Here is a 25,808-nt window from a genome sequence, read left to right as displayed (position 1 = left end):
ATGACTGCTCCCTGCGATTCGGCATTCAACAGCGGGTTCCCGATCCAACTGATCTGCCGGGACCTCGACGCCAAGAGCCCGACGTTCGGGCAGGACCTGATCACCCTCCCGATCCACGGACCAGACATGGAGGGGCAGGGCATCGCGCTGCTCGAGGGGCTCTCGGGCTTCTACCACACCCCGATCACCCAGATCCGCGAGAACTACGCCTATCAAGAGGGCTCAACACCGTCGGACTACCCGCGGGTCGAGGAGCGAATCCTCGACTTCCGGATCGGCACCCAGGGCAGCAACTGGACCGAGTTTATGCAGGTCGAAACCCTGCTCTGGTACGTGATGAAGCCCGCAAAAGGGAAGCCGCGCGACTTCTTCCTCCGCCTGTACTACGGGCCCGGCGCCGACGACTGGCGCGAGATCAAAATCCGGCTCGAACGCGCACCGAAGGACTACTGGAAGTGGGCGCCCGGCCACATGCGCCGGCAGGCATGGGACATCACCGCCCTCGCATGTGATCCGTTCTGGTACAGCCAAACCCTGCAGGACACCGTCACCTTCGACACCGGCACCGGTTCAGGCTCCACTCGAGTCAGCAACCGCACCCTCGTCGTCGACAACCCCGCCGATCAGGAGTCCTGGCTCGAGTTCGCATCGAACGAGCTCACCACCACGTCGACGTTCACGATCCCTGACGGGCTCGGCCTGTACCCGACCGGGCATCCACAGGCCGGCCAGCGGATCCTGCGGACCCTGCCGCCCCTCGGCGCCGGGAAGTCGTTCCTCGTGCAGACCAACCCGATGCAGATCTCCCTGGAGACGATGGACGACTCCCAGGAGGTCGCGAACCTGCGAGGCACCGAGTTCGAGCACGCCCTGCCGCCGCACACCGTCGCCGCGCAGCTGCCCGTCAAGCTCGTCGGCGGCACCGCACAGACCCAGCTCGCCGTGTACGCGGTGCAACGGTGGGACCGCATGTGGGGCGGTGAAGCGCTGTGACCGTGCGCCGAGTGCCTTGGGGCACGGATAGCCGTGTCCACGTATACGAAGGCGGTGCCCTGTGCCTCCGTTGATGTCCTGCGACGAGGTCCGCGCGACGATCACCCAGCGGACCATCGACCGGGTCGCGATCATGCGATCCCGGCCGAAGCTCACCCTCTACGACAAGAACTGGGAGAACCCGGTCCCGCTCGTCGGGGAGATTCAGGCGTCGTTCGAGGAGAAGCTGAACGACACCGGCGAGGGCAACCTCACCCTGTTCGGCAACCACGCGACGCGCGAGTGGCTGATCGAGGAACTCGACGACGAAGAAGACGTCCACATCCGCGTCGAGATGCACGGCAAGGAGTGGACCGGCAAGGCGTCGACGATCACCAACCGCGGCGACGAGCGCGGCTTCGAGTTCATCGAGATCAAGTTCCTGCACGAGTACGAGCACGTGAAGAAGATCATCTGCTACTCGAACCCGCTGCTCCCTGCGGAGCTGCAGTACCCGAAGCTGTGGGCGTTCGCGGGCCCGAGCATCTTCGGCATCAAGACGCTGATGTTCCTGAACCTGATGCGCCGATTCGGGCCGCTGTGGGCGCTGCCGGAGAACATCTTCGACCCGGCGTCGTGGGCGGGGAACCTGAACCCGGCGAACTGGCCGATCGTCGTGATGCCGGGCAAGTTCCTGACGGACACCTCGATGTGGTCGGTGCTCTCGACCCGATTCGGAAACCTGCACGACGTCATCGCACCGACCCTTTCGGATGCGGGCCTGCAGGTCGTGGTGAAGCGCTGGTTCCCCGGCATGCCGCAGCCGGCACCGCAGCACTTCATCCTGACGAAGACGACCCTCGTGATCGACGTCGTCGACAAGTCCGGGTACCGCGGCCTGACGGGCACCGTCCTCGACGGGCTCATGCACCTGGTCACGAACATCGCGGACGACCTGATCAACGAGGTCGTCACCGAGCTCACGAACGTCCCGAACCCCGAGGAGTACTCGCTGTCCGGGTTCCTCGGGACGAAGCCGTCGCACCCGTTCGTGACCTGGCGCAACGCGCAGCGCACCGGCCTGACCGGGATCGGCGCCTGGCAGGCGACCGTGCACAAGGCGCTGGCCGGCGCGATCGTGACTGGCGGCCATTCGCCGGACTGGGTGAACGCTGGCCTGAAGCTCATCGCGAACGCGATCCTGGGGTACATCGGCGCCATGTTCGGCAACGCCGGGCTCGCGCTCGGGATCTTCGACTCCCAGATCGAAGACGTTGTGCTGGCGTTCCACCGCGTCCCGAACCCAATCCGACAACACAAGATGGGGATCCGCGGCCCAGGCTACGGCGAGTACTGGGAATCGACTGGCGGCACCGGGTTCAGTCTCAGTGCGCTGCAGGCGATCCGGACCGGCTTCGACCGCACCAAGGCATACCGCAGCTACAAGATCTCCGTCCGAAACGGTGCGCCCTGGTGGGTCGGCCGCCACTTCGACCTCGGGGACCGCACCGCGGTCGAGGTCGGGAAGCGCGGCAGCTACTACATCGACCACGTGTACGCGCTCAAGGTTTCGTGGGACCGCCAGCACGACCCGCGGTTCGACATCTCCATCGGCAACGACGGCGCCGAGGACATGCCAGGCGCGATGCTCGCGCGGCAGGTCGCGCAGGTGAAGAGCATCATTCAGGCGATCGGGGTCTCGTCGTGATCCCAGTATCGGTGGATACTGTCACTCAGTACCCGCGAAATAGAGGAGTTTGTGGTGGTGCGACGACGTAGAGCAGTCGACGGCATCGTCCGGGACCCGGACACCGGGATCGTGATCGCCCGAGAGAACCGTCATCCGGGCGCGGACATGTTCCGATCGGTGCCGATGGGTGAGGGCCTGCCGGGGATGAACCTTCCCGTTGAGGCTGAGCACATCCTCGCAATCCACTTCTTCGACAACCTCGGCTTTCCGTTGGCGCCACCCCATCCGCTGTACGAGCCGATCGACAACCCAGAACAGCGCGCGTCGACAGGCACCGCCGGCGTGTTGTGGGTTCCGATCAAGAAGGGCGCGAGGCGGTCGGCGCCGGGGGAGCACGAGACCGTGATCGTCGCAGATATTTCGGGGTACGACGCGAATCAGATCGCGGCGATGAAGGCGCAGATTCGGCAGCGGGAAATCGCCGACAAGCTGCTCGAGCAGGCCGACCCGCACGTTCGCGAGAACGGGGAGCTCTGATGCCTGTCTCCGACGATCCGTCGTTCGTTCCGGAGTACACGCCTTCGGTCGCGTACAAGATGTCGACGGTCGCGCAGATGCAGAACATCGACCCGCAGGCTCAGGCGCATGCGAAGAACGGCGACCTGCATGGGTGGGGGGAGGCTGTGCGGAACAAACTGATTGCGAACCTGCTCAACGGGTTTACGAACCTCTTCGCCGGGGTCGCCGGCTCACCGGCGGTCATCGACCTGCAGGACAAGACGCAGAAGCTTGAAGGCGTCGTCGGGTACTGCCACACCTATTCGCTCGGCGGCTCATCGAACTCGATCGCTGGCGATATTCGCATTCCGATCGACGCCCAGATCGGCCCGATCGTCGGTGCCACGATCGCGAATGGCGCGATCTACCTGAGTAGCAAGGGCCTCTGGGTTGCGGATGCGCAGCTGTCGGCCGAGGGATATACCGCCCTCGGCTCGACCTACATGAACATCCAGATCCGCGTCTACTCCCCGTCAGGGACGCTCCATGCGCAGCGGATCGCGGAGGCCGACACAACTAGCCGAGAGTCCCTGCTAGTCCATGTGCCGTTCGTGGTTCCGTCCGCGGGCTACTACGTCGAACTGTGGGGCAATGCAGCCTTCGGTCGCGGCAGCCGCGGTGGAAACGTCTGGAACGGCATGTCCGTCGAGAAGCGAAGCACGGAGACGTCATGAGCAAAGAAGCCCCGATCAGGAATATCGACGTCTCGACCATGGGCGATGACGAGATCGTCGCTCACGCACACGAACTCATCGCAGAGGCACGCGTGCCCGACGTCGACCCGGCGCCGCTGATCGCCGCGCTACGCAACGCCGCGGCCCGAGAGCGAGCACTCGAAGACCCGTACTGGCGAGACCTCGTGAACAAGGAAGCTGCCGAGTTTCGCGGCGAAATCTGGGAGGCGCCAGCTGATCCAAACCAACAGGCAGTTGGATCTCCCGACCCCTAGCATGAGTCCACCTAACAGTAGCCGCGTATATCCTGGGAACAACTGCTGCTGGCTGTGGGCCGGGCACACATCATGCAAACACGCTGAGGTGGCCCAACCATGGGATTCCGTTCCTACGCTGGATACACCCAATCCGAGAACGGCTGGCCGATAGTCGATACGGCCGAGATCGTTTCGGTCACCGTGCCTGGCACCACCCAGCAGATCGAACTGCGCCGCGGCGACGTCGCCACCGTGCTGGTCGGCTGGATGATCTGGTACCACCGCAACGTCGAACCCATCGACCGGTTCAAGCCGCGCGATGACTGGGGCTTCTCCTGGGACAACGACGTCCCCAATTCGAACCACCTGTCCGGGACCGCGGTCGACATCAACGCCACCCAGTACCCCTGGACCCGCCTCACCATGCCGGCCGCGCGAGTGGCGAAGGTCCGCGAGGGCCTGCGCCTCTTCGAGGGGTGCATCTTCTGGGGCCGCGACTGGGCCCGCGTCGACGAGATGCACTACCAGATCGGCGTCAACGCGGATCGGCTCAAGGCGTTCGCCGACAAGCTCAACGCCGGCCATCTCGGCATCTACGGACCGCCGACCGGCGGCCCGACCGCACCCCCCGCACCGAAACCGGAGGCACCCGTGTCTGTCTGGGATACCCCGCTACCCAACCAGTTCGGCAGCACCACGAAGGCGTGGGAGATGCTGTCGTGGATCGACGGCCGCTCGGATCGCATCGAGAAGACCGTCAACGCGCACACCGAGATCCTGCGCCAGAACCAGCTGCTGCTCGCCGCGGCCCTCGACCAGCTGGCCGGACTCGGGACCGCGGACGCGCTCCTCGGCAAGGACGTCGCGGGCGGTCCCTTCCAGGGCTTCTCCCAGGGCGGCGGCCGCACCCTCTATGACCTCACCTCCGCGATCGCCGCGAACTCCGATGTGCCACGCACACGAGACACATCACCCGAAGGACCAAAGAGCGCCTAATGCTCACCGGCCTCGCCTTCCTCACCTCCCTGTGGGTGGGCGCGGCCGGTCTCGCTCGATACCTCACCCTCGAAGAAAGGCAAGAGATCATGACCGAATCGTTTGATGTCTCTGTAGAACTCGGCTCGATCGACAGTCGCGCGTTCTGGCTCGATGTCGCCGAGCGCACGGGGAAGACATTCCTCCAGAACGTCGCCCTGTTCTTCACCGTCGGAGCGACCATCACCACGGTGTCCTGGCCGACCCTGTTGCAGGCCGCGGGGCTGGCCGCACTGGTGTCGTTCCTCCTTGCCGTGTCGACCGCCACCGCGATCACGTCGGGCAACTTCCTCGTCGACCTCGCGGACCGGGGCGCGCGAACGTTCGCGGGGACACTCGTCGGCGCCATCCCCGCAACGGGCGGGTTCACCGACGTCGACTGGGGTGCAGCGTTCTCCCTCGCCGCGACCGCCGCGCTGCTGTCGGTGATCACGTCGCTGGTGTCGAAGAACTTCGGCACGGTCGGGTTGCCGACCCTGGTCACCCTCGACCGCTGATGACGATCGACGTCTTCTGCCTGCGCGGGACCGGGGAACCATTCACCCCGGTCCCGTCGGGCGTCATCAGCTCGGTCACCCGGCTGCTCGACCCTCGATTCCGGCCGATCAGCGTGGACTACCCGGCCAGCATCGGCCCCGTCCCGCACCTCCTCGGTGCCTCACTCGACACCTCGGTTCGGGTCGGGGTCACGAACAGCGTTGCCGCGTTGCGCCGCACGCCCAACAAGGCCGGCCTGATCACCTACTCGCTCGGCAGCCTGGTCGCGAACCAGCTCCTCACCGAGATGCGCGCGGGCCAGCACGCGGATCTTGAGATCTCGTTCGTCCTGAACATCGCGAACCCGGGCCGCCGTGAAGGCGAGAGCATCGGGAACGTCGCTGCCGGGTTCGGCATCCACGGGCAGCGCGGCCTCGGCCCGGCGCACATCCCGGTGCTCGAGTTGGCGAACCCGCACGACATGATCACGGCCGCGGCCTGGGACTCACCGGTCCGCGATCTGTCGCCCGTCATCTCGTCGTTCTCGCTCGTCGAAGGCGCACGCCTCGGCACCGTGAACCTGGACCAGCAGCTCGCCGAGCGGAAGTCCCGCGAGAAGTACTGGCAGTTCTGGAATCCCCGGTTCTGGCAGCGGTACGCCGAGGCCGCCGATGACGTGTTCTGGTACTGCGCGCCAGCCCCATATGGACCGCACGTGTCGTACGCCTCTCAGCTATTCCCTGGCACGAGCATGACGTATGCATGGGCGGGCGCGGACCGGCTCAACCGCCGCGACTGGTGATCTGGCCTCCTGGCGCTGCCCCGCTCCGCTAGAGTGACTGTGGATACAGACCAGCGGAGGAGACAGTGTGAGCCGAGCGTACGGATGGGCTGACGACGGAATCGCCATCGTCGACAGCGAAGCCGAGGTGCTCCGCGAGATGGCCGCCGAGCTCCTCGACGGCGGTACTCTCCGCGGTCTCGTGGCTCGACTTTCCGAGCAGGGGATTGCGACCGCCACAGGGAAGACATGGCAGCCGATCACCATCAAGCGGTCCCTGACGAACCCCCGCATCATCGGGAAGCGGCAGAGCGGCGACAAGCTCGTCCGCGCGGAGGCCGCCCCGATCCTCGACGTGCGAACGTACAACCGGCTCATCAAGCTCCTGCAGGCGCCGGAGCGCTCCAGGTTCACCGGCGACCGCACCCGAATCCACCTGCTCGGGGGCGGCATCGCCCGCTGCGGCGTGTGCGGTAGCGCCCTCTACGCGAACACCAGCAGCACCCGCGCCGACAGCTACGCCTGCTCCATCCGAACCGGGGGCTGCGGCCGCATCTCCGTGAAGGCCGAGGACCTCGAGGCCGACACCATCGAGCGGGTCCTCGCCCGCCTGTCCGACGCGAAGTTCCGCCGCAAGCTGACCAAGGAGATCAACGCGCTCGCCACCGGTGAGGACGCGGCGAAGCAGCTGGCCGACCTCGAAGCCCGGTTCACCACGCTGGGTGAGGATTTCGCCGATGGGCTGATCGAGCGGGAGACGATGCGCGCCGGGACCGAGCGCATCCGAGCGAAGAAGGCGACCATCGAGCTCCAGGTGCAGCGCCGCGAGGTCCTCGACGACCTACCCGAACCGACAGTGGCGCAGGTTGTGCAGTGGTGGGAGGAAGCGTCGAAGCGCCGCCAGCGGGACGTCGTGTCGGTGCTCCTGGACCACGTCACCGTGAAGCCGACATCCCGCCGCGGCCACGCCGGCATCGACCCCGACCGCCTACAACACACCTGGAAATAGTGGTGACCGAGTCGAATCCGCCTAAGCCGCCCGTGTACGACCCGGAGGTGTGGCCGCTCGCACCGGGCAACGCACCCGCGAATTACGAAGCCGCGTTCGCGAAGCAGGTGGAGAACTACAAGGTGCCCCTCGATCCCTGGCAGTACGACGTGATCCGTCGAACTATAGGGAGAGCGCAGGATCTCGCCGTTCGGGAGCGACGCGACTGATCTGTCGTGGCCTGCCGGTACAGTGCAATCTGCGCTGTGGACTAGCCTGGGGACAACGGCCGCAACCCTGTGGATAACTTAGCTACAACTGTGGATAAACGAAACGCTGGAAGGGGGAGGTATGCCACTCGTCAAGGACGTCGCGAAGAAGAACGCTGAAGAAGCTCGACGCGCGCACTGGGGGACTCAACTGCCAATCGATCCATTTGCTATCGCTGAGGAAATGGGCATTGACGTGCGGTTCATGTCCCTCGACCCCGGCGTGTCCGGAATGCTCATCAGGGAGAAGGGGAGCGACCCCGAGATCATCCTCGATGAGAACGACTCGCGTGTGCGCCAGAACTTCACCTGCGCACACGAGATCGGCCATTTCGTTGAGCGAGTCAAGCGTGACCCGGAAGGGTCATTCTCATTCACGGATTACCGCGACACGACCGCGTCCCGAGACCTCCACGAGTTCTACGCGGACGAGTTTGCGGGCAACCTGCTGATGCCGGCCGGCGCGGTCAAGCAGCTCCGCGAGCGTGGACTCAGCGTGATCGAGATGGCGAAGCGGTTCGACGTTTCCCTGCCGGCCATGCAGACGCGCCTGAGGCGTCTCGGGCCGACCTAGTGCTTGACGAGAATGCCGCTCGGCCAGACGAGGCTGATGAGGACATCGAGGAATGGCTCAGTCAGAGGCCAGACACTCCACCAAACGACGACTACCAGTGGCCGTTTGACGACGTCGAGTTCGCGGAGCTCGCGAAGGAACCTGCGCGGTTCATGCGCTCGGCCGAAGACGGCAAGACACACATTGAGAAGCTGCAGGCCGCCGAGCTGAAGAAGGCGAAGCAGCAGAACAAGCTCCGGAAGCGCTACTTCAAATGGGCCGGGCTCACAGTCATCGGAAGCTTGGTCGGCAACTTCGGCATCTTCGTCACGTACATCATTTCGCAGTGGGGCAGCGTCTCTGATCCGGTCATGATCGCGTGGATCAGCGCCACTGTGGTGGAAGTCCTTGGCATCGCCTACATCATCGCGAACTACCTTTTCCCACCCGAGAACGGAAAGTCCGAAAAGGGCGAGGCGGACAACAAGTAGCTCGGATGCCTATGCGGCGGGCGGGTACTGCCCGTAGATACCGACGCGGTTGCCGGCTAGGTACTCCTGGTGTTCGTAGTCGGCGCGCGCCGCCACGAGAACGTCGACCGCGCGTTGCCGTTCCACCGCCCCGAGGTGTCGCTTCCACAGCTTCCACCCCACCCACGCAACACCAGCGAGGACCAGCAGTGGCCAGATCTTCGCGACGAGACCGATAGCGGCAAGCCCGCCGAACGTCGTCCAGATCGGGTGCCGCGCCGCGAACGATGGTCGCATTTGGTTCGGCTGGTACATGACATTCTCCTATGGCTAACAGTCGCCCGCCGAAGCGGCGGCCAAGCCGTCCAGCATCACTTTCTGGTCAGCTTCGTTGTACAGATCCCATTCGGGTGACGCCTGCATCTCCTTGGCGAACTCCTCGGCCGCCTTGGCCCGATCTGTTGGACCGACCTCGGTGCCGAGCTCCTCGAAGGACGAGAAGAATTCCGACATGTCTGCGCACATCTTCATGTAGAGGGCGCGGCCAGACTCAGCGACTCGAGTCGACTGGGGATCGGCTGCTTCAGTCGGGGCGCTCTCGGATACGGCCTTCGCGACAGAGGTCTGGATCGCAGTTGCTGAGGCCACCGGAGTCGATGACGAATCGGCGACGCTCGACTCGGATCCACATCCGCTGAGCGCGATTACGCCTGCCGCCGCTGCAACGATGATTGTCTTCTTCATTCGGTATCCATACCAGACACGCCTGGCATGATTGGGCGCCTCCAACTTCAACGGGCCCTCCGATTACTAGATGGGAACTCGGGTGACCCTCGGTCGATCCAGTCCTGCACGGCCGCCTCGGTGAAGTAGTGCGGGGCACCGACTGCCGCTCGGGGGAGCGATTTGAGTGCACCGGTGTTCGCGGCATTCCGCACCCGATTCACGCCGCGCCGAGATACTTCGGCAACATCTTTGGTATTGAGCGGCCTCTGGATGGTCATATCTTCGCTCCAATCGCGGTGTTCTTCAGGCCGGGCGGACCAATCTGGGGTCTCGCCTGTGCCCACACTTTGCCCACAAATGACTCACAAAGGGCCGGAAAGAAGCGGAGTCGTTCGGATAGAAATAGCAGGTCAACGCTGGTTCGGTCGCCTGACCAGTGGTCCGCGGATAGTTCGAGTCCGACTGGGGGCACTGGTCATGGGTAAGCCGAACAGGTGAGCCCCTCCCCGTCGGGCGTAGTGCTATGCCGACCGGCGGATGTCGTCCGTCGCGCTCGTTTGGTGGGGCGCTTCGATGGAGATGGCGATGAACATTCGGCGCATCACGGCTCGCGTCAACGCGCCTACGGCGCGAGTCTGGAGGTCCAAGACTGCGTCGGTCGTCGCCAATGCGAGCACCAGGGGTGTGCCGATCCACACCGGAATCTTCATGCGCCTTCTCCTCAGGACTGCGTGCGCCCGTCAGTGATGGGAGTTCTGGCGGGATTACCAAGGCGGCCCCGCCGACGCAGGGGGCTTTGTCGACGGGGCCTACGCCGTCATCGAGGGATGCCGGCGCGAGCTCACCGTAGATGGCGCAGGTCGTTACTCGCGCGTACAAAACTGGACGGTCCGCCAGGTGCGGCCGATGGGCGGAACGGATGTTCGACACGAAAGTCACTCCGGTCCGATCGCGCTCGACCACGTTGGCCTCCTCGGCGTCCTAGTCGGTTTCACCCATGTCGGATGAGGTGTCGGTGGCGCGACCGAGAAAACCTGAATTCGTCGATCGGTCGAATTGAGGAGAGAAACGGCATGGATGGTTCTGGCACCGTTGATCTGACCGCAGCGCTGACCGGGATCGGTGTCCCGGACCGGGTCGAGACACCGCTCGGCACCTTCGAGTTCTTCGACGGCGTACCTCTACCCGAGTCGACCCGCACGTTGTACGACGGCTTGGACTTCGTCCGAGGCATCGACGCGTTTCTCAACGCCGTACCCGGAGCGTCCCTGGTGGCGATGAGGCGCGGATTCCGCAGCATCGGGGTCGATGGCCTCAACGTCCTCGGCATCACCGATCCCCGAGCGAACTCGGGAAGCTACTTCCTGACCCCCAACACCGAGACCGCGTACGGGACGATGTTCATCGACCTCAACGACGGGCCGGTGGTCATCGAACCGCCGACGAACTCCCTGTGCGTCGTCGACGACTTCTGGTTCCGGTACGTCGCGGATATGGGCATCGCCGGGCCCGACAAGGGCCAGGGTGGGAAGTACCTGTTCCTTCCGCCCGGCTACGACGGCGATGTGCCCGATGACGGCTACTACGTCTATCGGACTCCCACCTTCACCAACTGGGTGGTGTTTCGGGCACTCGGCGGTGTGGATGCGGTCAAGCAGACCCGCGTCTACCGGCTCTCCGAGGCGGCCAATCCGCCGGAGATGACTTTCGTCAACATTGCGGATGAGACGTTCAACACCATCCACTCCAACGACATCTCCTTCTTCGGTGAGGTCAACGAGCTGATCCAGGAGGAGCCACCCGGCTCACTCGACCCCGAGCGAGCGGGTCAGCTCGCCGCGATCGGCATCGAGCGCGGACGTCCGTTCGCACCGGACGAGCGTCTGACGGCAATCCTCGATGCGGCGGCGAAAACGGGCGCAGGTATGAGCCGCGCGCTCGTCTACTTCCCCCGCGGCGCGGAGAGTTTCGTATTCGACGGAGCATCCTGGAAAGAGGGATTCGTAGGGGGCAGCTACGAGTTCCTCCGCGGGCAGGCCCGGTTGCTCGACGCCCGAACCCAGTTCCACTACTTCGCTACCGTCATCACGCCGGCGATGGCCCATGCCCAGGTGGGTGCCGGCTCCGCCTATGCCTACACGGCCGAGGACTCGCAGGGACGCCTGCTCGACGGCGCCAAGACCTACCGGCTCGTACTCCCTCCGAATCCGCCGGCGAAGAACTTCTGGTCGGTCGATGTGTACGACACCCAGACCCGGTCGCTGCTACAGACGGACAACCCTTACCCGAGCCTGATGAGCCTCAGCGGCACCGTCCAGGAGGAGCGGGACGGGTCGATCGTGCTGTGGTTCGGGCCGAATGCGCCGGAAGGCAGGGAATCGAACTGGATACAGACCGTCGCCCATAAGAGCTGGTTCCCACTACTCCGCCTCTACGGCCCGCTCCAGCCATGGTTCGACAAGGCCTGGCAACCCGGCGAGATCGAAGAAGCAGGCTGAGGCATCGCCCGTCAGGAGCCCGGCGGAGTCTCGCCGTGGTAGGCCTGGTGGCGGTGCACGAACTTGGCGCGGTGCCCGCGGAGGAGCTGCGCATCGGCCACGTCCTTGCCCTGCTCCTGCTGTTCGGCCTGACGTTGCTCTTGCGCCAGGGCGATCCGGGCCGGGTTGGTTTGTTCGCGCAGATCGCGGGCCCGCATGGCAGCGGACTCGTCATGCAGTAGATATGCGGCGGCCCGGTCGCAACAAATGAGCATTCGCTCGTACCCCAGTCTCACCGTCGCGCCTTCGTTGAGCCTTGTCGCGCCGATGTCCTCGATCAGCTGAAACGGTAGACGCGCGAACCGGTAGTTGAATCGGGCCACCGCCATGGGTATCCCGAGCACCGTTCGATCGTATCGACGCCGTCCTGGGCAGGCTGTGGAGAACCGCTGTGGAAAATCAGCGCATGGCGGGCAGGCCGTATCTCTTGAGCGCGGCTGCGGCCAGGCCGGTCGCGAGGGCGACTACCGCCACTGCGCGAATTGCGGCCGACCTGATGTGGGGTGTTACTTGCGATGCCATTGGCGACGGTTCTCCCTGGTTGGCGAGCCACCTGGATGAGGCGGCGGAGGCAACCGTATTCCACGTCACACACGTTGACCACCAATAGAACGCTTGGTATCCACCGAGGTGAAACGTGTTCTCCCGCTACATGAGTTGGCACAAAAGGTCCCGCGTGCGGGGGTGGCGTGCTCGACTCGCCGCGTCGCTGTGAGGGCGAGCGGCAGTGGGCGACCAGATCAGGATTCGTCGATGCCGGCGAAGGCGGCGGTGGACTGGCGCAGCAGATCGGTGACCCGTCGGTCCGAGTATCCGGTGGGCGTGATCACGACGCCCCTGCGCGGACACCACACCACGCCCGCGTCGATGCGGGTCGCCGACTCGGCGAGGCCGGCCTCCCACTGTCCGAGCACGACCGCGTCGGGTTCCGCCGACACATCCCAGTCGAGGATCCAGGGCTTGAGGGCAGCCCACTGGTAGGCGGGGTCAGCGATTCTTGCGCGCACGGCGGCCATTGTGGCGACGCGTGAACGAGCTGGCAAGTGCCGCAGTACAGGGCGATGCTCGGCTGACTTTCACGGGTTCGACGTGTCCGGAAGAAATCCGCCGGGCGGCCGGGTCACGAGTCGACGGCGGCCTTCAGGTCCTCGAACGATTCGCGCAGCAACTCGACGTAGCGGCGGTCATCGCGCAGTTGCTGCGGGTCCGCGGTGATGTTGATCGCCAGGGAATCGCCGATCGAGCTCACCGAGTGCACCACGCCGCCGAGGCCGACCAGCGGGGCGACCCCGAAGTTGGCGGCGACGGTGGATCCACAGAGCACCATGTCGGCTGGGCCCTTGGGCACGTTGGTGACCAAGGTGTTGGCGAGCCGGATGGTCGACGACTGCCGGGCGGGGAGCGCGCCGAGGACGCGGAGACCGTTCCGCACCACGAATCCCGGGATCGAATTGGCGAGCGCGTCGAACTGGGTCTCGCCGGGGCCGGTCTTGCGCACCGTGTCCATCAGCACCGAGCGATGGATCGCCCGAGCGCGCTCGACGAGGTCGGGGAGGTCTGTGTGTAGGTCAACGGAGAGGGTGACGAACCGGTTTCGGGAGGTCGCCTCGGCGGTGTCGCGGGTCGAGTGCGGGACCCCGGCAGCCAGCGATCCGTCCGGCGCGGTGCCGACCTCGCACAGATATCTGTGCATGGTCGAGCCGACGATCGTGAGCATCAGGTCGTTGACGGTCACGCCGCCGATCGCGCTCCGCATGGCGCGCAGCTCGGGGACAGAGAAAAACACGGCGTCGAAGACGCGCTCCTGGCCCAGGGGTTGATTCAGCACGGTGCGCGGGCGCAGCGCGGCTGGGCCCTCGTACATCCCCTGCGCCCGCTCCGCCCGCATCAGTCGCTGGACCCGTCGCGCCCGGGGTATGACGCCTGCGAGCAGGTAGAGATTCCGGGGCAGGGAAGAAAGCGCGGCGGCGGCCATCGAGTACTGGGAAGGAATCGCGGCCACGGTGGCAGGGCGCTCATCGGTCGGCAGGTTCTCGGTGAACAACTGTCGGGAGATCCGGGCGCCGAGCCCGCCGTCCGCCATCGAATGGTGCATCTTGATGGCCACCACGGTGGCGTCGCCTGGGATCTCGGCGACCCCGGCGACCCCGGTGACGACGTGGATCTCCCACAGGGGCCGCGACGGGTTCAGTGGCCGCCGCTGGATGTCCGCGAGCAGGGTCCGCAGTTCCTCCCAGTCGCGCCCGTCGTGGAAGACGACGTGATCCTCGGCCGCAAATGCGGGATCCTCGGCCCAGTACGGGTGGTCGAGGTCGAAGGGAACTCTGATCATGCGCTGGCGCAGGATGCCGATCCGGCCGGCCCGTTCCGTGATCCACCGCAGCAGCTCGTCCCTGCTCGGTCGGGGGCGCTCACCCGAGTCGAAGGCGTATGTCGAGACGGTGGTCTGATTCGCCGACGCTGTCTCGACGTACGCGAACACCGCGTCCCGCGGATCGACCTGCATGGTGCCTCCCCCTTCGGACCGAAACGTCCTCCCGGGCGATGAACGTACCGCCCAGATCGGTCGGCCTCCGATATCGGTCTCTTCGGCGACGGGGGTGCCTAGCACCCCGATGGCCCGATCCGGGCAAAGCGGGCCAGGCGGATTCGGTGACGTCGGTCACTGTGATTCTGTGGCCGCTCGATGTTCGGATCCGGGCCGGATCTGTCCCTGGTTGACGCAAAACCGGCCGGTTTGTTATCTCGTCGTTACTCAAACCGTCTCGAGTGGGTTTCTGTGCCTGACCACCTATTTTTGCTCGTCCGCCTGTCGGCGTCGACGACTTGCCGCAGGTGGGACGGTGCGTCGCGTCCCGCGGATCGGGTGACCGTCGCGGTGCGGCAACCGCGGTTTGCCGGATCAAGATCGTATTTAGATAAAGATTCGATCACGTTGGACGTATCGATATCGTTTCGTTACCTTCGTTGTGGGGGTCCGAGGTTGCACGGCCCAAAAGGTGCGACGAAGAAGCCAACGAAGATGAGGTAAAGACTGTGGGAACTCTCCGCAGGACGTTCAATCGTTCCAGCTCGATCACCACCGCGCGCCGCCTCAAGGGCGCCACGGTCGCCGTCGCGACCGGCGCGATCCTGGTCGGCGGCATGCAGCTCGGATCCGCCACCGCGACCGCTGCGCCGATCGATCACCAGGCCTTCGCCGCCGTGCCCTTCCAGCTTCCGCAGGAGCTGCTGCCGCAGGGAGCCCCCGCCGCACCGGCCCCGCTGCCCGAGATCACCGGCGCGCAGCAGTGGGTCAACGACCAGCTCCGCGCGCTCAACCCCGGCGGGTCTGTCGCACCGCTCAAGGCGCGCACCGTTCAGCCCGTCAACGGCCACATGACCTCCGGCTACGGCGCTCGCTGGGGCTCGCATCACGGCGGAATCGACATCGGCGCGAACCTCGGTACCCCGATCCTGTCCGCGGCCAACGGCGAGATCATCTCCGCGGGCCCGGCCTCCGGCTTCGGGCTGTGGGTCCGCGTGCGTCACGACGACGGCACCGTCACCGTCTACGGACACGTCAACGAGTACACCGTCAACGTCGGCCAGCGCGTCGAGGCCGGTCAGCAGATCGCGACCGTCGGCAACCGCGGCCAGTCCACCGGGCCGCACCTGCACTTCGAGGTGTGGGACGCGAACGGTGTCCAGCAGGACCCGAGCGAGTGGCTGGCGGCCAACGGTGTCGCGGTGACCTGGGGCAGCGCCGCGGCAGGCTAGGCGCCCACGAGGCTGAGGACCACCACGCGCGGGGCGTGAGCACGCTGTCGGAAGACAGCGATGCTCACGCCCCCGCGCGTTCGGCGTCTCAGATGCCGACGGCCGTCTCGAGTGCTTGCAGCTCGGCGTCGAGGTGGCCGAGGATCGCCTCGAGGTCCGGCAATGCCCGCCTGCAGCCCGTCAGTCCGAACGCGATCGCGTCGTCGGAGCTGGTGCAGGTGATGTTCAGGGCCTGTCCATCCTGCGGGAACGCGATCGGATACAGCCCGTCGAGACGGGCCCCGTTCCAGTACAACGGTGTGCGGGGGCCGGGAACGTTGGAAATCACGATGTTGAACGGCGGCCGGACTGCCCCGCTGCTGCCCGCGACCACGTGCAGCGCCGCCGGCACCATGCCGATCGCGCTCATCGCGAGGATCTGCGACGGACGCTTGCCGGTCAGCGATTCCTTGCCCTCGAGCATCGACGCTCGCACGGTCTCGAGCCGCTGCGCCGGGTCGGCGGAGTGGGTCGCGAGGTTGCACATCAGCACGCCGAACGAGTTGCCCGCCTGGCTTTCGTCGGGGCCGCCGCGCAGCGACACCGGCACGGCGGCGACCAGCGGGAGCTCGGGCAGGGCCTCCTGAGACTGCAGATACGTGCGCAAGCCGCCGGAGCACATCGCGAGCACCACGTCGTTGACGGTGGTGTCGGACGCCTTGGCGATCAGGCGGAGTCGCTCGATCGGCCAGGACCGCGCGGCGTAGCGCCGTGCCCCGGCGATCGGCACGTTGAGGATCGTGTTCGGGGCCACGAAGGACAGTGAGCCGCCCTGTTCGCGGAGTGCGCGGACCACGGTGCCCGCCAGCGCCGAGCCGAGCCCGGCCGCCTCTCCCAGCAAGGTCGCGGCCCCGCGGACCGCGGCGGCGGGCAGCCCGAGGACGCCGCCACTGTCGCCGGTCTCGGCGGCCGGGTCCTCCGAGGCGGGGCGCTCCGGCTCCGGGGCCGCCGCCATGTCCCAGACTGCGGGCATCGCCCGGTCCGTCGGGTCCTCGCTCAGCGACCGTGCCAACAGCCGCATCGCCGAGACCCCGTCGGCGAACGCGTGGTGAAACTTCGTGTACACCGCGAATCGGCCATCGCTCAGGCCCTCGATCAGGTGCATCTCCCACAGCGGACGGTGGCGATCCAGGGGCGCCGCGTGCAGCTGTGAGCACAGGTCGAGCAGTTCGCGCATGCCACCTGGTTGCGGCAGGGCATCGTGGCGCACGTGATAGCCGAGGTCGAACCCGTCGTCCTCCTCCCAGCCCCACTGCCCGAGCGAGGACCACGACCGCGTCGGTCGCTGTCGGAATCGTTGTGCAGCAGTGTCATTCGCAAGAGCGGCATCGAACGCCGCGCGGACGTCGGAGGCGGTAGAGCCCTCCGGCGGCTCGAACAGCTGCAGACCGCCGACGTGCATGGGGTGTTCGCGCGATTCTGCCATCAGCCACATCGAGTCGGCGGGAGACATAGACAGCGGCATGGGCGGCCCTCCTGGATTCTCGACCGCTGCCCCGGTCGGGTTGTGGATTCTGTCGAACTTGTTGTACCCGTTCGTGTATCGCTCCGCTACTTGTCACTTGTCCAGTCACGGGGAGGACGGTCGAGGTGGTCGCTCGTCCATGTCGGGGCCGGGACCTGGAACAATCGAGCGGTGCCGGTCCCCGAAGAAGTCCTGTCCCGACTGCGTCGGTTCCCCGACGTGGAGGCGCCGAACCTGTTCGCCGTCGACGGCGCGGATCGGCTGATCCTCGACGAGGCGGGCCCGTCCCTGCAGGGCGCGGCGACCGCGTCGGTCGCGGTGATCGGCGACCACTACGGCGCCCTCACCCTCGGGGCGATCGCGGGCTTCGGCGTCACCGACGTCCGAGTTCACCAGGACCCGCTCACCGGCGAACTCGCGCTGTCGCACAACGCCGCGCGCGCCGGACTGGGCGAGGCCTACCGATCCTGCGGACTGGACGAGTCGCTGCTCTCGGGAGCGCGAGTGGTGCTGGTCCAGCTGCCGCGCTCCCTGGCCGCCCTCGCCGAGATCGCCGAGGTCGTCGCCCGGCACGCCGACCCGGAGGTGGTGATCTACGCGGGCGGCCGCGACAAGCACATCACCCCCGCGATGAACGAGGTGCTCGCCCGCAGCTTCGGTGACGTGCACGCCACCCGTGGCAGGCAGAAGTCCCGGGTGCTCGTCGCCCGCGGCCCCCTCGAGCCGCCCGCCGAGCCGACCTACCCGCTGCGCGAGCACCTGGCCGAGCTCGACATGGAGGTGGTCGCGCACGGGGCCGCCTTCGCGGGCACCAAGCTCGACATCGGAACCCGGTTCCTGCTCGACTACCTGCCCCGGATGAACCCGGATGCGCGCTCGGCGGTCGACCTCGGTTGCGGCACAGGGATTCTCGCCGTGGCGTTGGCGCGTTCCCGCGCCGACCTGCGGGTGATCGCGACCGATCAGTCCGCCGCGGCGGTCGCGTCGACGGCGGCGACCGCGCGCGCGAACGGGGTCGGCGAGCGGGTGACCGCGCTGCGGGACGACGTCATGTCCACCCTCGGCGATGCCACCGCCGACCTGATCCTCTGCAATCCGCCGTTTCACGTGGGCGCGGCCGTCCACACCGGGGCGGCACTGTCGATGTTCCGCGGCGCAGGCCGGGTGTTGCGCGAGGGGGGTGAGCTGTGGACCGTCTACAACTCACACCTGGGGTATCGCGGTGCGCTCAGGAAGTCGGTCGGCCCCACCGAACTGATCGGACGGAACCCGAAGTTCACCGTCGCCCGGTCGGTCAGAGGGGTGTGACGGCTCGGCTCGCTACTTGACGGGCCCGCCGCCGATCGGGTCGCCGTCGAACTGGTCGCGGTTGATGCCGAGGTCCTCGATGATGATGCCGTCGACCATCTCGGCCTGAACGGACTCGGGATCGCCCGGCTGCGGACCGTCGTCGTCGAGCGGGGTGTCGGGCTCTTCCTCGGCGAGTCGCTCGTCGAGGGTCTCGCCCGCGGCGGCCTCGGCCGCCGTGGTACCGAAGCGATCGGCCTCGCTCCAGTGATCGGGGGCGTCCACGACATCGTCACCGTCGTCGTTGCGAACCTCGTCCGAGTCGAGCGACTCGCTGGCGTTGAGGGTCTGGCCGGGACCGTCCTCGGTGCTCATGTGTCAATGATGCCACCGTTCGGTGCATTGTCGTGCCAGGTGAACCTCGTTTTCGTGCGAGGCGGGCGCGATCTCGGCCCGGTAGAGTCCCCACTATTCCGGCTGACGACTCGTTTGCTTCGAAGCGCTGGGAACTTACGGACACATGTGAGACGTTTTACCAACAGAACGGGATATCCCGTCGCGGTCGGGCCACAGCGGCACGGCAGGATCCCCAGGGATCCACCTATAGAAGGGACACGCACGGTGCGCACCACCAGCAACCCGGTGTTCCGCAACCTCCCCAAGCAGGAGGGCAGCGGATACGCCTCGTTCGGTTCTGCCGCGGCAGGCGCGGGGCAGATGACACAGCAGTTCGGTCAGCCCCAGTACACGCAGGCTGAGCCGTACACGACAGGTCCTGCCCAGCGGGCCATGACCATCGACGACGTCGTCACCAAGACGGGCATCACGCTCGGCGTGCTGACGGTCTCGGCGATCATCTCGTACGTTCTCGTCAACTCGAACGTCGACCTCGCGACGCCGTTCGTGATCGGCGGCGGACTCATCGGGCTGGTCCTGGTCCTGGTAGCCACCTTCGGCCGCAAGATGGACAACCCGGCGATCGTGCTGGCCTACGCAGCGGCTGAGGGCGTCTTCCTCGGCGCGCTGTCGTTCATGTTCACCGACATCACGTTCGGCGGCACCGGCGGCTCCACCCTCATCGCCCAGGCGGTGCTCGGCACCTTCGGTGTGTTCTTCGGCATGCTCGTGGTCTACAAGACCGGCGCCATCCGCGTCACCCCGCGGCTGACCCGGATGATCATCGGCGCACTGATCGGTGTCGTGGTGCTGTCGCTCGGCAACCTGATCGCCAGCTTCTTCACCCCGGGTGGCCTCGGCCTCCGCGACGGCGGCGGACTCGCGATCATCTTCAGCCTCGTCTGCATCGGTATCGCCGCGTTCAGCTTCCTGCTGGACTTCGATGCCGCCGACCAGTTGATCCGCGCCCAGGCGCCGGAGAAGGCGGCCTGGGGCGTCGCGTTCGGTCTCACCGTCACCCTGGTGTGGCTGTACGTCGAGATCCTCCGACTGCTGAGCTACTTCAACAGCGACTAGTCACCGCACGCCTGACCAGAACGGGCGGTTACCGGGTTGGCCTCACGGCCGTTGTCCCGGTAACCGCCCGTTCGCGGTGGTGCAGAAGGACTAGCTCAGGCGCTCGAGCACCATCGCCATGCCCTGGCCGCCGCCGACGCACATGGTCTCGACGCCGAAGGTCTTGTCCTGCTCACGCAGGTTGTTGAGCAGGGTGTTGGTGATGCGGGCGCCGGTCATGCCGAACGGGTGGCCGAGGGCAATCGCGCCACCGGAGATGTTGATCTTGTCCTCGTCGAGGTTGAGCGCGCGGGCGGAGCCGAGGACCTGCACCGCGAACGCCTCGTTGATCTCGTACAGGTCGATGTCCGAGGTGGTCATCTTCGCGTAGCCGAGGGCCTTCTTGACGGCCTCGATCGGGCCGAGGCCCATGATCTCGGGGGACAGGCCGCTCGCGGCGGTGGCGACGACGCGCGCTAGCGGGGTCAGGCCGAGGGCCTTCGCCTTGGTGTCGCTCATGATGACGAGCGCGGCCGCGCCGTCGTTGAGCGGGCAGGCGTTACCGGCGGTGACGGTGCCGTCGGGACGGAAGACCGGCTTGAGCTGGCTGATCTTGTCGTAGCTGGTGCCGGCGCGCGGGCCGTCGTCCGTGGACACGACGGTGCCGTCGGCGAGGGTGACCGGGGTGATCTCGTTGGCGAAGAAGCCGCGGTTGATGGCCTCCTCCGCGCGGTTCTGGCTGCGGACGCCCCAGCGGTCCTGGTCCTCGCGGCTGATGCCGGTCAGCGAGGCGACGTTCTCCGCGGTCTGGCCCATCGAGATGTAGATGTCGGGGGTCAGGCCGTCCTCGCGGGGGTCCTTCCACGCGATGCCGCCCTGGGTGGCCAGCTCGGTGCGGGCCTGCGCGTCGGCGTACAGGGCGTTCTTCGTGTTCGGCCAGCCGTCGGCGGTGCCGCTGGGGAAGGACGAGACGGACTCGACGCCCGCCGAGATGAAGACGTCGCCCTCGCCCGCGCGGATGGCGTGCATCGCCATCCGGGTGGTCTGCAGCGAGGAGGAGCAGTAGCGGTTGACGGTGACACCGGGCAGGAAGTCGTAGCCGATCGCGGTGGCGACGACCTTGGCGATGTTGTAGCCGGACTGTCCGCCCGGCTGGCCACAACCCATCATCAGGTCGTCGATCTCGGTGGGGTCGAGCTCCGGGATCTTCGCGAGGGCCGCGGCGACCATCTGGGCGGCCAGATCGTCCGGACGGATGTCCTTGAGGGAACCCTTTCCGGCGCGGCCGATGGGCGAGCGCACGGCGGAGACAATGACTGCCTCAGGCATGGAGAACTCCTTGTGATTTCGGTGCGTCGTGGTCGACGCGTGATTGACGATTTGTCTCAGACGTTACGTGGCGCTCGCGGCGCGCTGACGGCGCCGTCGGTCATCGACGATCTTGAGCACTCCCGAGGTCGGCTCCGGGGCCACCTGATCGGTCCCCGGCTCGCCCCTGCTGGCCCGGCGCTCGGTGTCCCGGCGCCACAGGAACCGGTTCGCGGCCTCGGTGATCCGGGCGACGATCCGGCGCGACTCGGCGGCCTCGGAGACCTCTGGCAGATCGGGCAGCGGACCGCCCTCCCATTCCCCGAGCGCGGTGGCGAGGACGGGCAGCAACTGGTGCGCCGCGAGCTCGTACCCGGCGGCCGAGGGATGGAAGTGGTCGGCGGAGAACATGGTGTCAGGGGCGGCCAGGAACTCCGGCGCGAGCAGGTCTGCGAGGGCGACGGGATGGCCGCCCGCCCGCAGCACCGCCGCCGCCTGTGCGCGGGCCAGCCGGTGGCCCCACTCGCGCACCACCGACCGCAGCGGCTGCGGGATCGCCGTGACCACCCCCAGGTCCGGACAGGTGCCGACGACAACCACCGCGCCTGCCTGACGGAGCCGCGCCACCGCGTCGCCGAGCCGGCGGGCGGACGAGTGGATCGAGTTCTTGGCCGTGACGTCGTTGGCGCCCACCAGGATCACCGCCGCGTCCGGCGGCGGGCCCGCGATGAACATGGCATCGACCTGACCCTTGAGTCCCTTCGAGGTGGCGCCACCGATCGCCTTGGTGGACAGCCAGATCCGCTTGCCCGTCTCCTCGGCGAGGCCGCGCGCGATCAGCACCCCCGGCACCTCGTCGGGCACCGCGCAGCCGACCCCGGCCGCGGTCGAGTCGCCGAAGATCATCAGGTGGATGTCGAACTCCGCGCCCAGCCGCCAGCGCTCGGGGGCCCCGCACCCGGCGGTGTAGATGCCGTCGGCCTCGGGTGGTTTGGCGACGTTGCGGCCGATCACGCCGCGCGCGGCGGTGGCCTGGCCCATCAGGTAGTTGTAGAGCGCCCACGAAGCGGTGCCTGCCGAGGACCCCGCGACGACCGCGGCCGCGCTTGCTTTCGCGGCCGTTTTCCATCCGCTGGTGGGCACCGGATCCACCCTCCGCTCGTCGCGAGTGCTACCGGCCACAAATCTAGTGCGAAAGCCCGCGCGGCGTTGGGTCTGTGCCGGGGGACCCGACATCAAGATCGGAGCGGGCGGAGCGACCCTCGAGAAGGGACCTGGTGTTGCCCCCGTCGCGCGCTCTGGGACCATGTAGGCATGCGCATCGCGGATCATGTCGTCGACCTCATCGGAAATACTCCGCTGGTCAAGCTGAACTCGGTGGTCGAGCCCGGCTCGGGACTGGTGGCCGCCAAGATCGAGTACCTCAACCCGGGCGGCAGCTCCAAGGACCGGATCGCGGTCAAGATGATCGACGCCGCCGAGGCGTCGGGCGAGCTGAAGCCGGGCGGGACCATCGTCGAGCCGACGTCGGGCAACACCGGCATCGGGCTGGCGCTCGTCGCGCAGCAGCGCGGCTACAAGTGCGTCTTCGTCTGCCCGGACAAGGTCAGCGAGGACAAGCGCAACGTCCTCAAGGCGTACGGCGCCGAGGTCGTGGTGTGCCCGACCGCGGTGGCACCGGAGCACCCGGACAGCTACTACAACGTCTCCGACCGGCTGGCGCGGGAGCTGCCCGGCGGCTGGAAGCCCAACCAGTACTCCAACCCGGGCGGCCCGGCGAGCCACTACGAGACCACGGGTCCCGAGATCTGGCGGGACACCGAGGGCAAGATCACGCACTTCGTTGCGGGCGTCGGCACCGGCGGCACGATCACCGGCACCGGCCGCTACCTCAAGGAGGTCTCCGGCGGCAAGGTCAAGGTCATCGGCGCGGACCCGGAGGGCTCGGTCTACTCGGGCGGCACCGGTCGGCCGTACCTGGTCGAGGGCGTCGGCGAGGACTTCTGGCCCACCGCCTACGACCCCTCGATCCCCGACGAGATCATCGCGGTCTCCGATGCGGACTCGTTCGACATGACGCGGCGCCTGGCCCGCGAGGAGGGCCTGCTGGTCGGCGGCTCCTGCGGCATGGCCGTGGTGGCCGCGCTTCGGGTCGCCGAGCGTGAGCCCGACGCGGTGATCGTGGTGCTGCTGCCCGACGGCGGCCGCGGCTACCTGTCGAAGATCTTCAATGACAAGTGGATGGCCTCGTACGGCTTCCTGCGCACCCCGCTGGACGGCAAGGTCCACGAGCCGACCGTCGGCGACGTGCTGCGGGGCAAGTCGGGCGAGCTCCCCGATCTGGTGCACACGCACCCGTCGGAGACGCTGCGCGACGCGATCGAGATCCTGCGCGAGTACGGCGTCTCGCAGATGCCGGTCGTCGGCGCCGAGCCGCCGGTGATGGCGGGCGAGGTCGCGGGCAGCGTCACCGAGCGGGACCTGCTCTCTGCGGTGTTCGAGGGTCGGGCGCAGCTCGCCGATCCGGTCGCCAAGCACATGAGCCCGCCGTTCCCGCTGATCGGCTCGGGCGAGCCGGTGAGCGCCGCGACCAAGGCACTCGGAGACTCGGACGCGCTGATGGTGGTCGACGACGGCAAGCCCGTCGGCGTCATCACCCGGCACGACCTGCTCGGATTCCTCAGCGCCGGGGGATAGCTCGAGCCGGGCGGCCCCCCGCCCGCTGCCGTTAGGATCCACGCATGGGGGAGATGAGATTTCGGGTGGGGCTGGTCGCCGCGGCGGTCACGGTGCTGGTGTCCGGATGTTCGACGGTGACCAGCGGAACACCGGTCGCGGAGTCGGAGGGTTCGGACGGCGGTGCGGCGGTGGCGCTGTCCGCGGGCGAGGCGCCGGACTGCGCCACGATGGCCGGGGCATTGGGCGGCCTGGTGGCAGGCATGCCGCTGGCGAACCAGACCACGCTGCCTGGCTCCACCGACCCACTCTGCCTGTGGTCGGAGGGGGACTTCACCGGGGCCCAGCGCAATCTCTTCGTCAGCGTCAAGGCCAACGGTTTCACCGAGGCGATGCTCGAGGCCTCAAGGGGGAAGACGAGCCTGGGCGTGGTCGACGAGCCGCGCGCCGACGCGCTCGGTGGGCTCGTGATCAAGGTCAACGACACCGTGTACACGCTGACGATGGCCGGTCGCAGTGTCGATGCAGGCAGTCACGGCAGCCGGGGGTACACGGAATCGGAGTACATCGACGCGCTGGTGTCGGTTGCCCGATTACTGACCGAATAGCGGCTCGCTAGGCTTACCGGCATGAGCGAGCACAGCAACGCAGAGCAGGGGTTCTCCACCAGGGCCGTTCACGCCGGGTACGAGCCGGATCCGCTGACCGGCGCGGTGAACGTGCCGATCTACGCCAGCTCGACCTTCGCCCAGGACGGCGTCGGCGGCATGCGGAGCGGGTTCGAGTACGCGCGCACCGGGAATCCGACCCGGCGTCCGCTCGAGGCCAACCTCGCCGCCCTCGAGTCGGGCACCTATGGTCGCGCGTTCGCGTCCGGCATGGCGGCCACGGACTGCCTGCTGCGCTCGGTCCTGCGTCCAGGCGATCACCTGGTGATCCCGAACGACGCCTACGGCGGCACCTTCCGGCTGATCGACAAGGTGTTCACCCAGTGGGGCATCGAGCACACCCCCGCCGCGGTGTCCGATGTGGACGCGGTCCGGGCCGCTATCCGCCCGAACACCAAGCTGGTGTGGGTGGAGACCCCGACCAACCCGCTGCTCAACATCGGCGACATCGAGGCACTGGCCGGGGTCGCGCACGAGGCCGGGGCAAAGCTTGTGGTGGACAACACCTTCGCGTCGCCGTACCTGCAGCAGCCGCTCGGCCTCGGCGCCGACATCGCGCTGCACTCGACCACCAAGTACATCGGCGGGCACTCCGACGTCGTCGGCGGCGCCCTCGTCACCGACGACGAGGAACTCGACACCGCCTTCGCATTCCTGCAGAACGGCGCGGGCGCGGTGCCCGGTCCCTTCGACGCGTACCTGACCATGCGCGGCATCAAGACCCTCGCGCTGCGGATGGAGCGGCACAGCGAGAACGCCGAGAAGATCGTCGACCTGCTCACCGGCCACGCCGCGGTCTCGCAGGTGATCTACCCCGGGCTCGAGTCGCACCCGGGTCACCAGGTCGCGGCCAAGCAGATGCGTCGCTTCGGCGGCATGATCTCGGTGCGCCTCAAGGGCGGCAAGCAGGCCGCGCTCGACTTCTGCTCGCGGACCGAGATCTTCACGCTCGCAGAGTCCCTCGGCGGCGTCGAGTCGCTGATCGAGCACCCCGGCGCCATGACCCACGCGTCGACCGCGGGCTCCGCGCTCGAGGTGCCGGACGACCTGGTCCGGCTCTCGGTCGGCATCGAGGACGCCGCGGACCTCATCGCCGATGTGGAGCAGGCACTGAAGTAGGCAGCTCCGCTGCCCGTGCGCGGTTGACGAGTCCTGAGGCTCGTCAAC

The 25,808-nt window shown here is 67.1% G+C and carries 29 protein-coding genes; 19 read left to right on the top strand and 10 right to left on the bottom strand.

The window, feature by feature from the left end; all coding sequences use genetic code 11:
• The 12 genes from ACWFRB_RS09170 (at position 1) to ACWFRB_RS09115 (ending at position 8,745) form a co-directional block, all read left to right on the top strand.
• Positions 1-993, top strand: a complete 993-nt coding sequence (locus tag ACWFRB_RS09170; protein ID WP_452640448.1) for a hypothetical protein — start codon at positions 1-3, stop codon at positions 991-993.
• Between the two features lie 61 nt (positions 994-1,054).
• Positions 1,055-2,680, top strand: coding sequence for a Gp37-like protein (locus ACWFRB_RS09165; RefSeq protein ID WP_452640447.1), 1,626 nt, complete (start codon positions 1,055-1,057; stop codon positions 2,678-2,680).
• A gap of 165 nt (positions 2,681-2,845) precedes the next feature.
• On the top strand, positions 2,846-3,199 hold the full coding sequence (locus ACWFRB_RS09160; protein ID WP_452640445.1) for a hypothetical protein: 354 nt from the start codon (positions 2,846-2,848) through the stop codon (positions 3,197-3,199).
• The gene (locus tag ACWFRB_RS09155) at positions 3,199-3,894 is read left to right on the top strand and encodes a hypothetical protein (protein WP_452640444.1); all 696 of its coding nucleotides are present in this window, start codon (positions 3,199-3,201) and stop codon (positions 3,892-3,894) included. The genes ACWFRB_RS09160 and ACWFRB_RS09155 overlap by 1 nt, the downstream gene beginning before the upstream one ends.
• Positions 3,891-4,169, top strand: a complete 279-nt coding sequence (locus ACWFRB_RS09150; protein WP_452640442.1) for a hypothetical protein — start codon at positions 3,891-3,893, stop codon at positions 4,167-4,169. The genes ACWFRB_RS09155 and ACWFRB_RS09150 overlap by 4 nt, the downstream gene beginning before the upstream one ends.
• 99 nt (positions 4,170-4,268) lie before the next feature.
• On the top strand, positions 4,269-5,147 hold the full coding sequence (locus ACWFRB_RS09145; protein WP_452640441.1) for a M15 family metallopeptidase: 879 nt from the start codon (positions 4,269-4,271) through the stop codon (positions 5,145-5,147).
• Positions 5,147-5,683, top strand: a complete 537-nt coding sequence (locus tag ACWFRB_RS09140) for a holin (protein WP_452640440.1) — start codon at positions 5,147-5,149, stop codon at positions 5,681-5,683. The genes ACWFRB_RS09145 and ACWFRB_RS09140 overlap by 1 nt, the downstream gene beginning before the upstream one ends.
• Positions 5,683-6,465, top strand: a complete 783-nt coding sequence (locus tag ACWFRB_RS09135; RefSeq protein WP_452640438.1) for a hypothetical protein — start codon at positions 5,683-5,685, stop codon at positions 6,463-6,465. The genes ACWFRB_RS09140 and ACWFRB_RS09135 overlap by 1 nt, the downstream gene beginning before the upstream one ends.
• 67 nt (positions 6,466-6,532) lie before the next feature.
• Positions 6,533-7,453, top strand: coding sequence for a recombinase family protein (locus ACWFRB_RS09130; RefSeq protein WP_452640436.1), 921 nt, complete (start codon positions 6,533-6,535; stop codon positions 7,451-7,453).
• Between the two features lie 2 nt (positions 7,454-7,455).
• Positions 7,456-7,662, top strand: a complete 207-nt coding sequence (locus ACWFRB_RS09125; RefSeq protein ID WP_452640435.1) for a hypothetical protein — start codon at positions 7,456-7,458, stop codon at positions 7,660-7,662.
• A gap of 121 nt (positions 7,663-7,783) precedes the next feature.
• On the top strand, positions 7,784-8,275 hold the full coding sequence (locus tag ACWFRB_RS09120) for an ImmA/IrrE family metallo-endopeptidase (protein ID WP_452640433.1): 492 nt from the start codon (positions 7,784-7,786) through the stop codon (positions 8,273-8,275).
• Positions 8,275-8,745, top strand: coding sequence for a hypothetical protein (locus ACWFRB_RS09115; RefSeq protein WP_452640432.1), 471 nt, complete (start codon positions 8,275-8,277; stop codon positions 8,743-8,745). Before ACWFRB_RS09120 ends, ACWFRB_RS09115 begins: the two co-directional genes overlap by 1 nt.
• Positions 8,746-8,754: 9 nt before the next feature.
• Here the strand turns inward: ACWFRB_RS09115 and ACWFRB_RS09110 are convergent, their stop codons facing one another.
• The 3 genes from ACWFRB_RS09110 to ACWFRB_RS09100 form a co-directional block, all read right to left on the bottom strand.
• Positions 8,755-9,039, bottom strand: coding sequence for a hypothetical protein (locus tag ACWFRB_RS09110; RefSeq protein WP_452640431.1), 285 nt, complete (start codon positions 9,037-9,039; stop codon positions 8,755-8,757).
• A gap of 15 nt (positions 9,040-9,054) precedes the next feature.
• Positions 9,055-9,468 (bottom strand): hypothetical protein, encoded by a 414-nt coding sequence (locus ACWFRB_RS09105; protein ID WP_452640429.1) that lies wholly within the window; start codon positions 9,466-9,468, stop codon positions 9,055-9,057.
• A 503-nt stretch (positions 9,469-9,971) separates the two neighbouring features.
• Complete coding sequence (locus ACWFRB_RS09100; RefSeq protein ID WP_452640428.1) at positions 9,972-10,160, bottom strand: hypothetical protein; 189 nt, start codon at positions 10,158-10,160, stop codon at positions 9,972-9,974.
• Positions 10,161-10,523: 363 nt separating this feature from the next.
• Here ACWFRB_RS09100 and ACWFRB_RS09095 point away from each other — a divergent pair, with 363 nt between their 5' ends.
• Complete coding sequence (locus ACWFRB_RS09095) at positions 10,524-11,948, top strand: DUF1254 domain-containing protein (RefSeq protein ID WP_452640427.1); 1,425 nt, start codon at positions 10,524-10,526, stop codon at positions 11,946-11,948.
• An 11-nt stretch (positions 11,949-11,959) separates the two neighbouring features.
• Here ACWFRB_RS09095 and ACWFRB_RS09090 read toward each other — a convergent pair whose 3' ends face one another.
• The 3 genes from ACWFRB_RS09090 to ACWFRB_RS09080 all read right to left on the bottom strand — a co-directional run bounded on the left by ACWFRB_RS09090 (position 11,960) and on the right by ACWFRB_RS09080 (position 14,493).
• Entirely contained in the window at positions 11,960-12,331 is a 372-nt protein-coding gene (locus tag ACWFRB_RS09090) for a hypothetical protein (protein ID WP_452640426.1), read from the bottom strand.
• A 396-nt stretch (positions 12,332-12,727) separates the two neighbouring features.
• Positions 12,728-12,994 carry a hypothetical protein gene (locus tag ACWFRB_RS09085; RefSeq protein ID WP_452640424.1) on the bottom strand — a complete coding sequence of 89 codons (267 nt, stop codon included), beginning with the start codon at positions 12,992-12,994 and terminating at the stop codon, positions 12,728-12,730.
• A gap of 113 nt (positions 12,995-13,107) precedes the next feature.
• Positions 13,108-14,493 (bottom strand): wax ester/triacylglycerol synthase domain-containing protein, encoded by a 1,386-nt coding sequence (locus tag ACWFRB_RS09080; RefSeq protein ID WP_452640423.1) that lies wholly within the window; start codon positions 14,491-14,493, stop codon positions 13,108-13,110.
• Positions 14,494-15,023: 530 nt separating this feature from the next.
• Here ACWFRB_RS09080 and ACWFRB_RS09075 point away from each other — a divergent pair.
• Positions 15,024-15,746 carry a M23 family metallopeptidase gene (locus tag ACWFRB_RS09075; protein WP_452640421.1) on the top strand — a complete coding sequence of 241 codons (723 nt, stop codon included), beginning with the start codon at positions 15,024-15,026 and terminating at the stop codon, positions 15,744-15,746.
• A gap of 88 nt (positions 15,747-15,834) precedes the next feature.
• Here ACWFRB_RS09075 and ACWFRB_RS09070 read toward each other — a convergent pair whose 3' ends face one another.
• Positions 15,835-17,250: a WS/DGAT/MGAT family O-acyltransferase gene (locus ACWFRB_RS09070; RefSeq protein ID WP_452640420.1), complete on the bottom strand. Its 1,416-nt coding sequence runs from the start codon at positions 17,248-17,250 to the stop codon at positions 15,835-15,837.
• Positions 17,251-17,421: 171 nt separating this feature from the next.
• Between ACWFRB_RS09070 and ACWFRB_RS09065 the strand changes: the two genes are divergently transcribed.
• The gene (locus ACWFRB_RS09065) at positions 17,422-18,558 is read left to right on the top strand and encodes a class I SAM-dependent methyltransferase (protein ID WP_452640419.1); all 1,137 of its coding nucleotides are present in this window, start codon (positions 17,422-17,424) and stop codon (positions 18,556-18,558) included.
• Positions 18,559-18,570: 12 nt separating this feature from the next.
• Here ACWFRB_RS09065 and ACWFRB_RS09060 read toward each other — a convergent pair whose 3' ends face one another.
• Positions 18,571-18,912, bottom strand: a complete 342-nt coding sequence (locus ACWFRB_RS09060; RefSeq protein ID WP_452640417.1) for a hypothetical protein — start codon at positions 18,910-18,912, stop codon at positions 18,571-18,573.
• 246 nt (positions 18,913-19,158) lie between these two features.
• Here ACWFRB_RS09060 and ACWFRB_RS09055 point away from each other — a divergent pair, with 246 nt between their 5' ends.
• A complete protein-coding gene (locus ACWFRB_RS09055) occupies positions 19,159-20,010 on the top strand; it encodes a Bax inhibitor-1/YccA family protein (protein ID WP_452640415.1) in 852 nt (283 codons plus the stop codon).
• Positions 20,011-20,100: 90 nt separating this feature from the next.
• Here ACWFRB_RS09055 and ACWFRB_RS09050 read toward each other — a convergent pair whose 3' ends face one another.
• Positions 20,101-21,318, bottom strand: a complete 1,218-nt coding sequence (locus ACWFRB_RS09050; RefSeq protein ID WP_452640414.1) for an acetyl-CoA C-acetyltransferase — start codon at positions 21,316-21,318, stop codon at positions 20,101-20,103.
• Positions 21,319-21,381: 63 nt separating this feature from the next.
• Entirely contained in the window at positions 21,382-22,440 is a 1,059-nt protein-coding gene (locus ACWFRB_RS09045) for an SGNH/GDSL hydrolase family protein (RefSeq protein ID WP_452640413.1), read from the bottom strand.
• Between the two features lie 171 nt (positions 22,441-22,611).
• Here ACWFRB_RS09045 and ACWFRB_RS09040 point away from each other — a divergent pair, with 171 nt between their 5' ends.
• Genes ACWFRB_RS09040 through ACWFRB_RS09030 form a run of 3 tightly spaced genes read left to right on the top strand, consistent with a single transcriptional unit; the run spans position 22,612 to position 25,760 of the window.
• Positions 22,612-23,994 (top strand): cystathionine beta-synthase, encoded by a 1,383-nt coding sequence (locus ACWFRB_RS09040; protein ID WP_452640412.1) that lies wholly within the window; start codon positions 22,612-22,614, stop codon positions 23,992-23,994.
• 44 nt (positions 23,995-24,038) lie between these two features.
• Positions 24,039-24,581 (top strand): hypothetical protein, encoded by a 543-nt coding sequence (locus tag ACWFRB_RS09035; RefSeq protein WP_452640411.1) that lies wholly within the window; start codon positions 24,039-24,041, stop codon positions 24,579-24,581.
• 21 nt (positions 24,582-24,602) lie between these two features.
• Positions 24,603-25,760 (top strand): cystathionine gamma-synthase, encoded by a 1,158-nt coding sequence (locus tag ACWFRB_RS09030; RefSeq protein WP_452640410.1) that lies wholly within the window; start codon positions 24,603-24,605, stop codon positions 25,758-25,760.
• Positions 25,761-25,808 lie beyond the last annotated feature (48 nt).

Source organism: Rhodococcus sp. NPDC055112, from assembly GCF_053607505.1.
The sequence above is the reverse complement of the archived record's forward strand: the minus strand, read 5'-3'. Positions and strand labels throughout refer to the sequence as shown.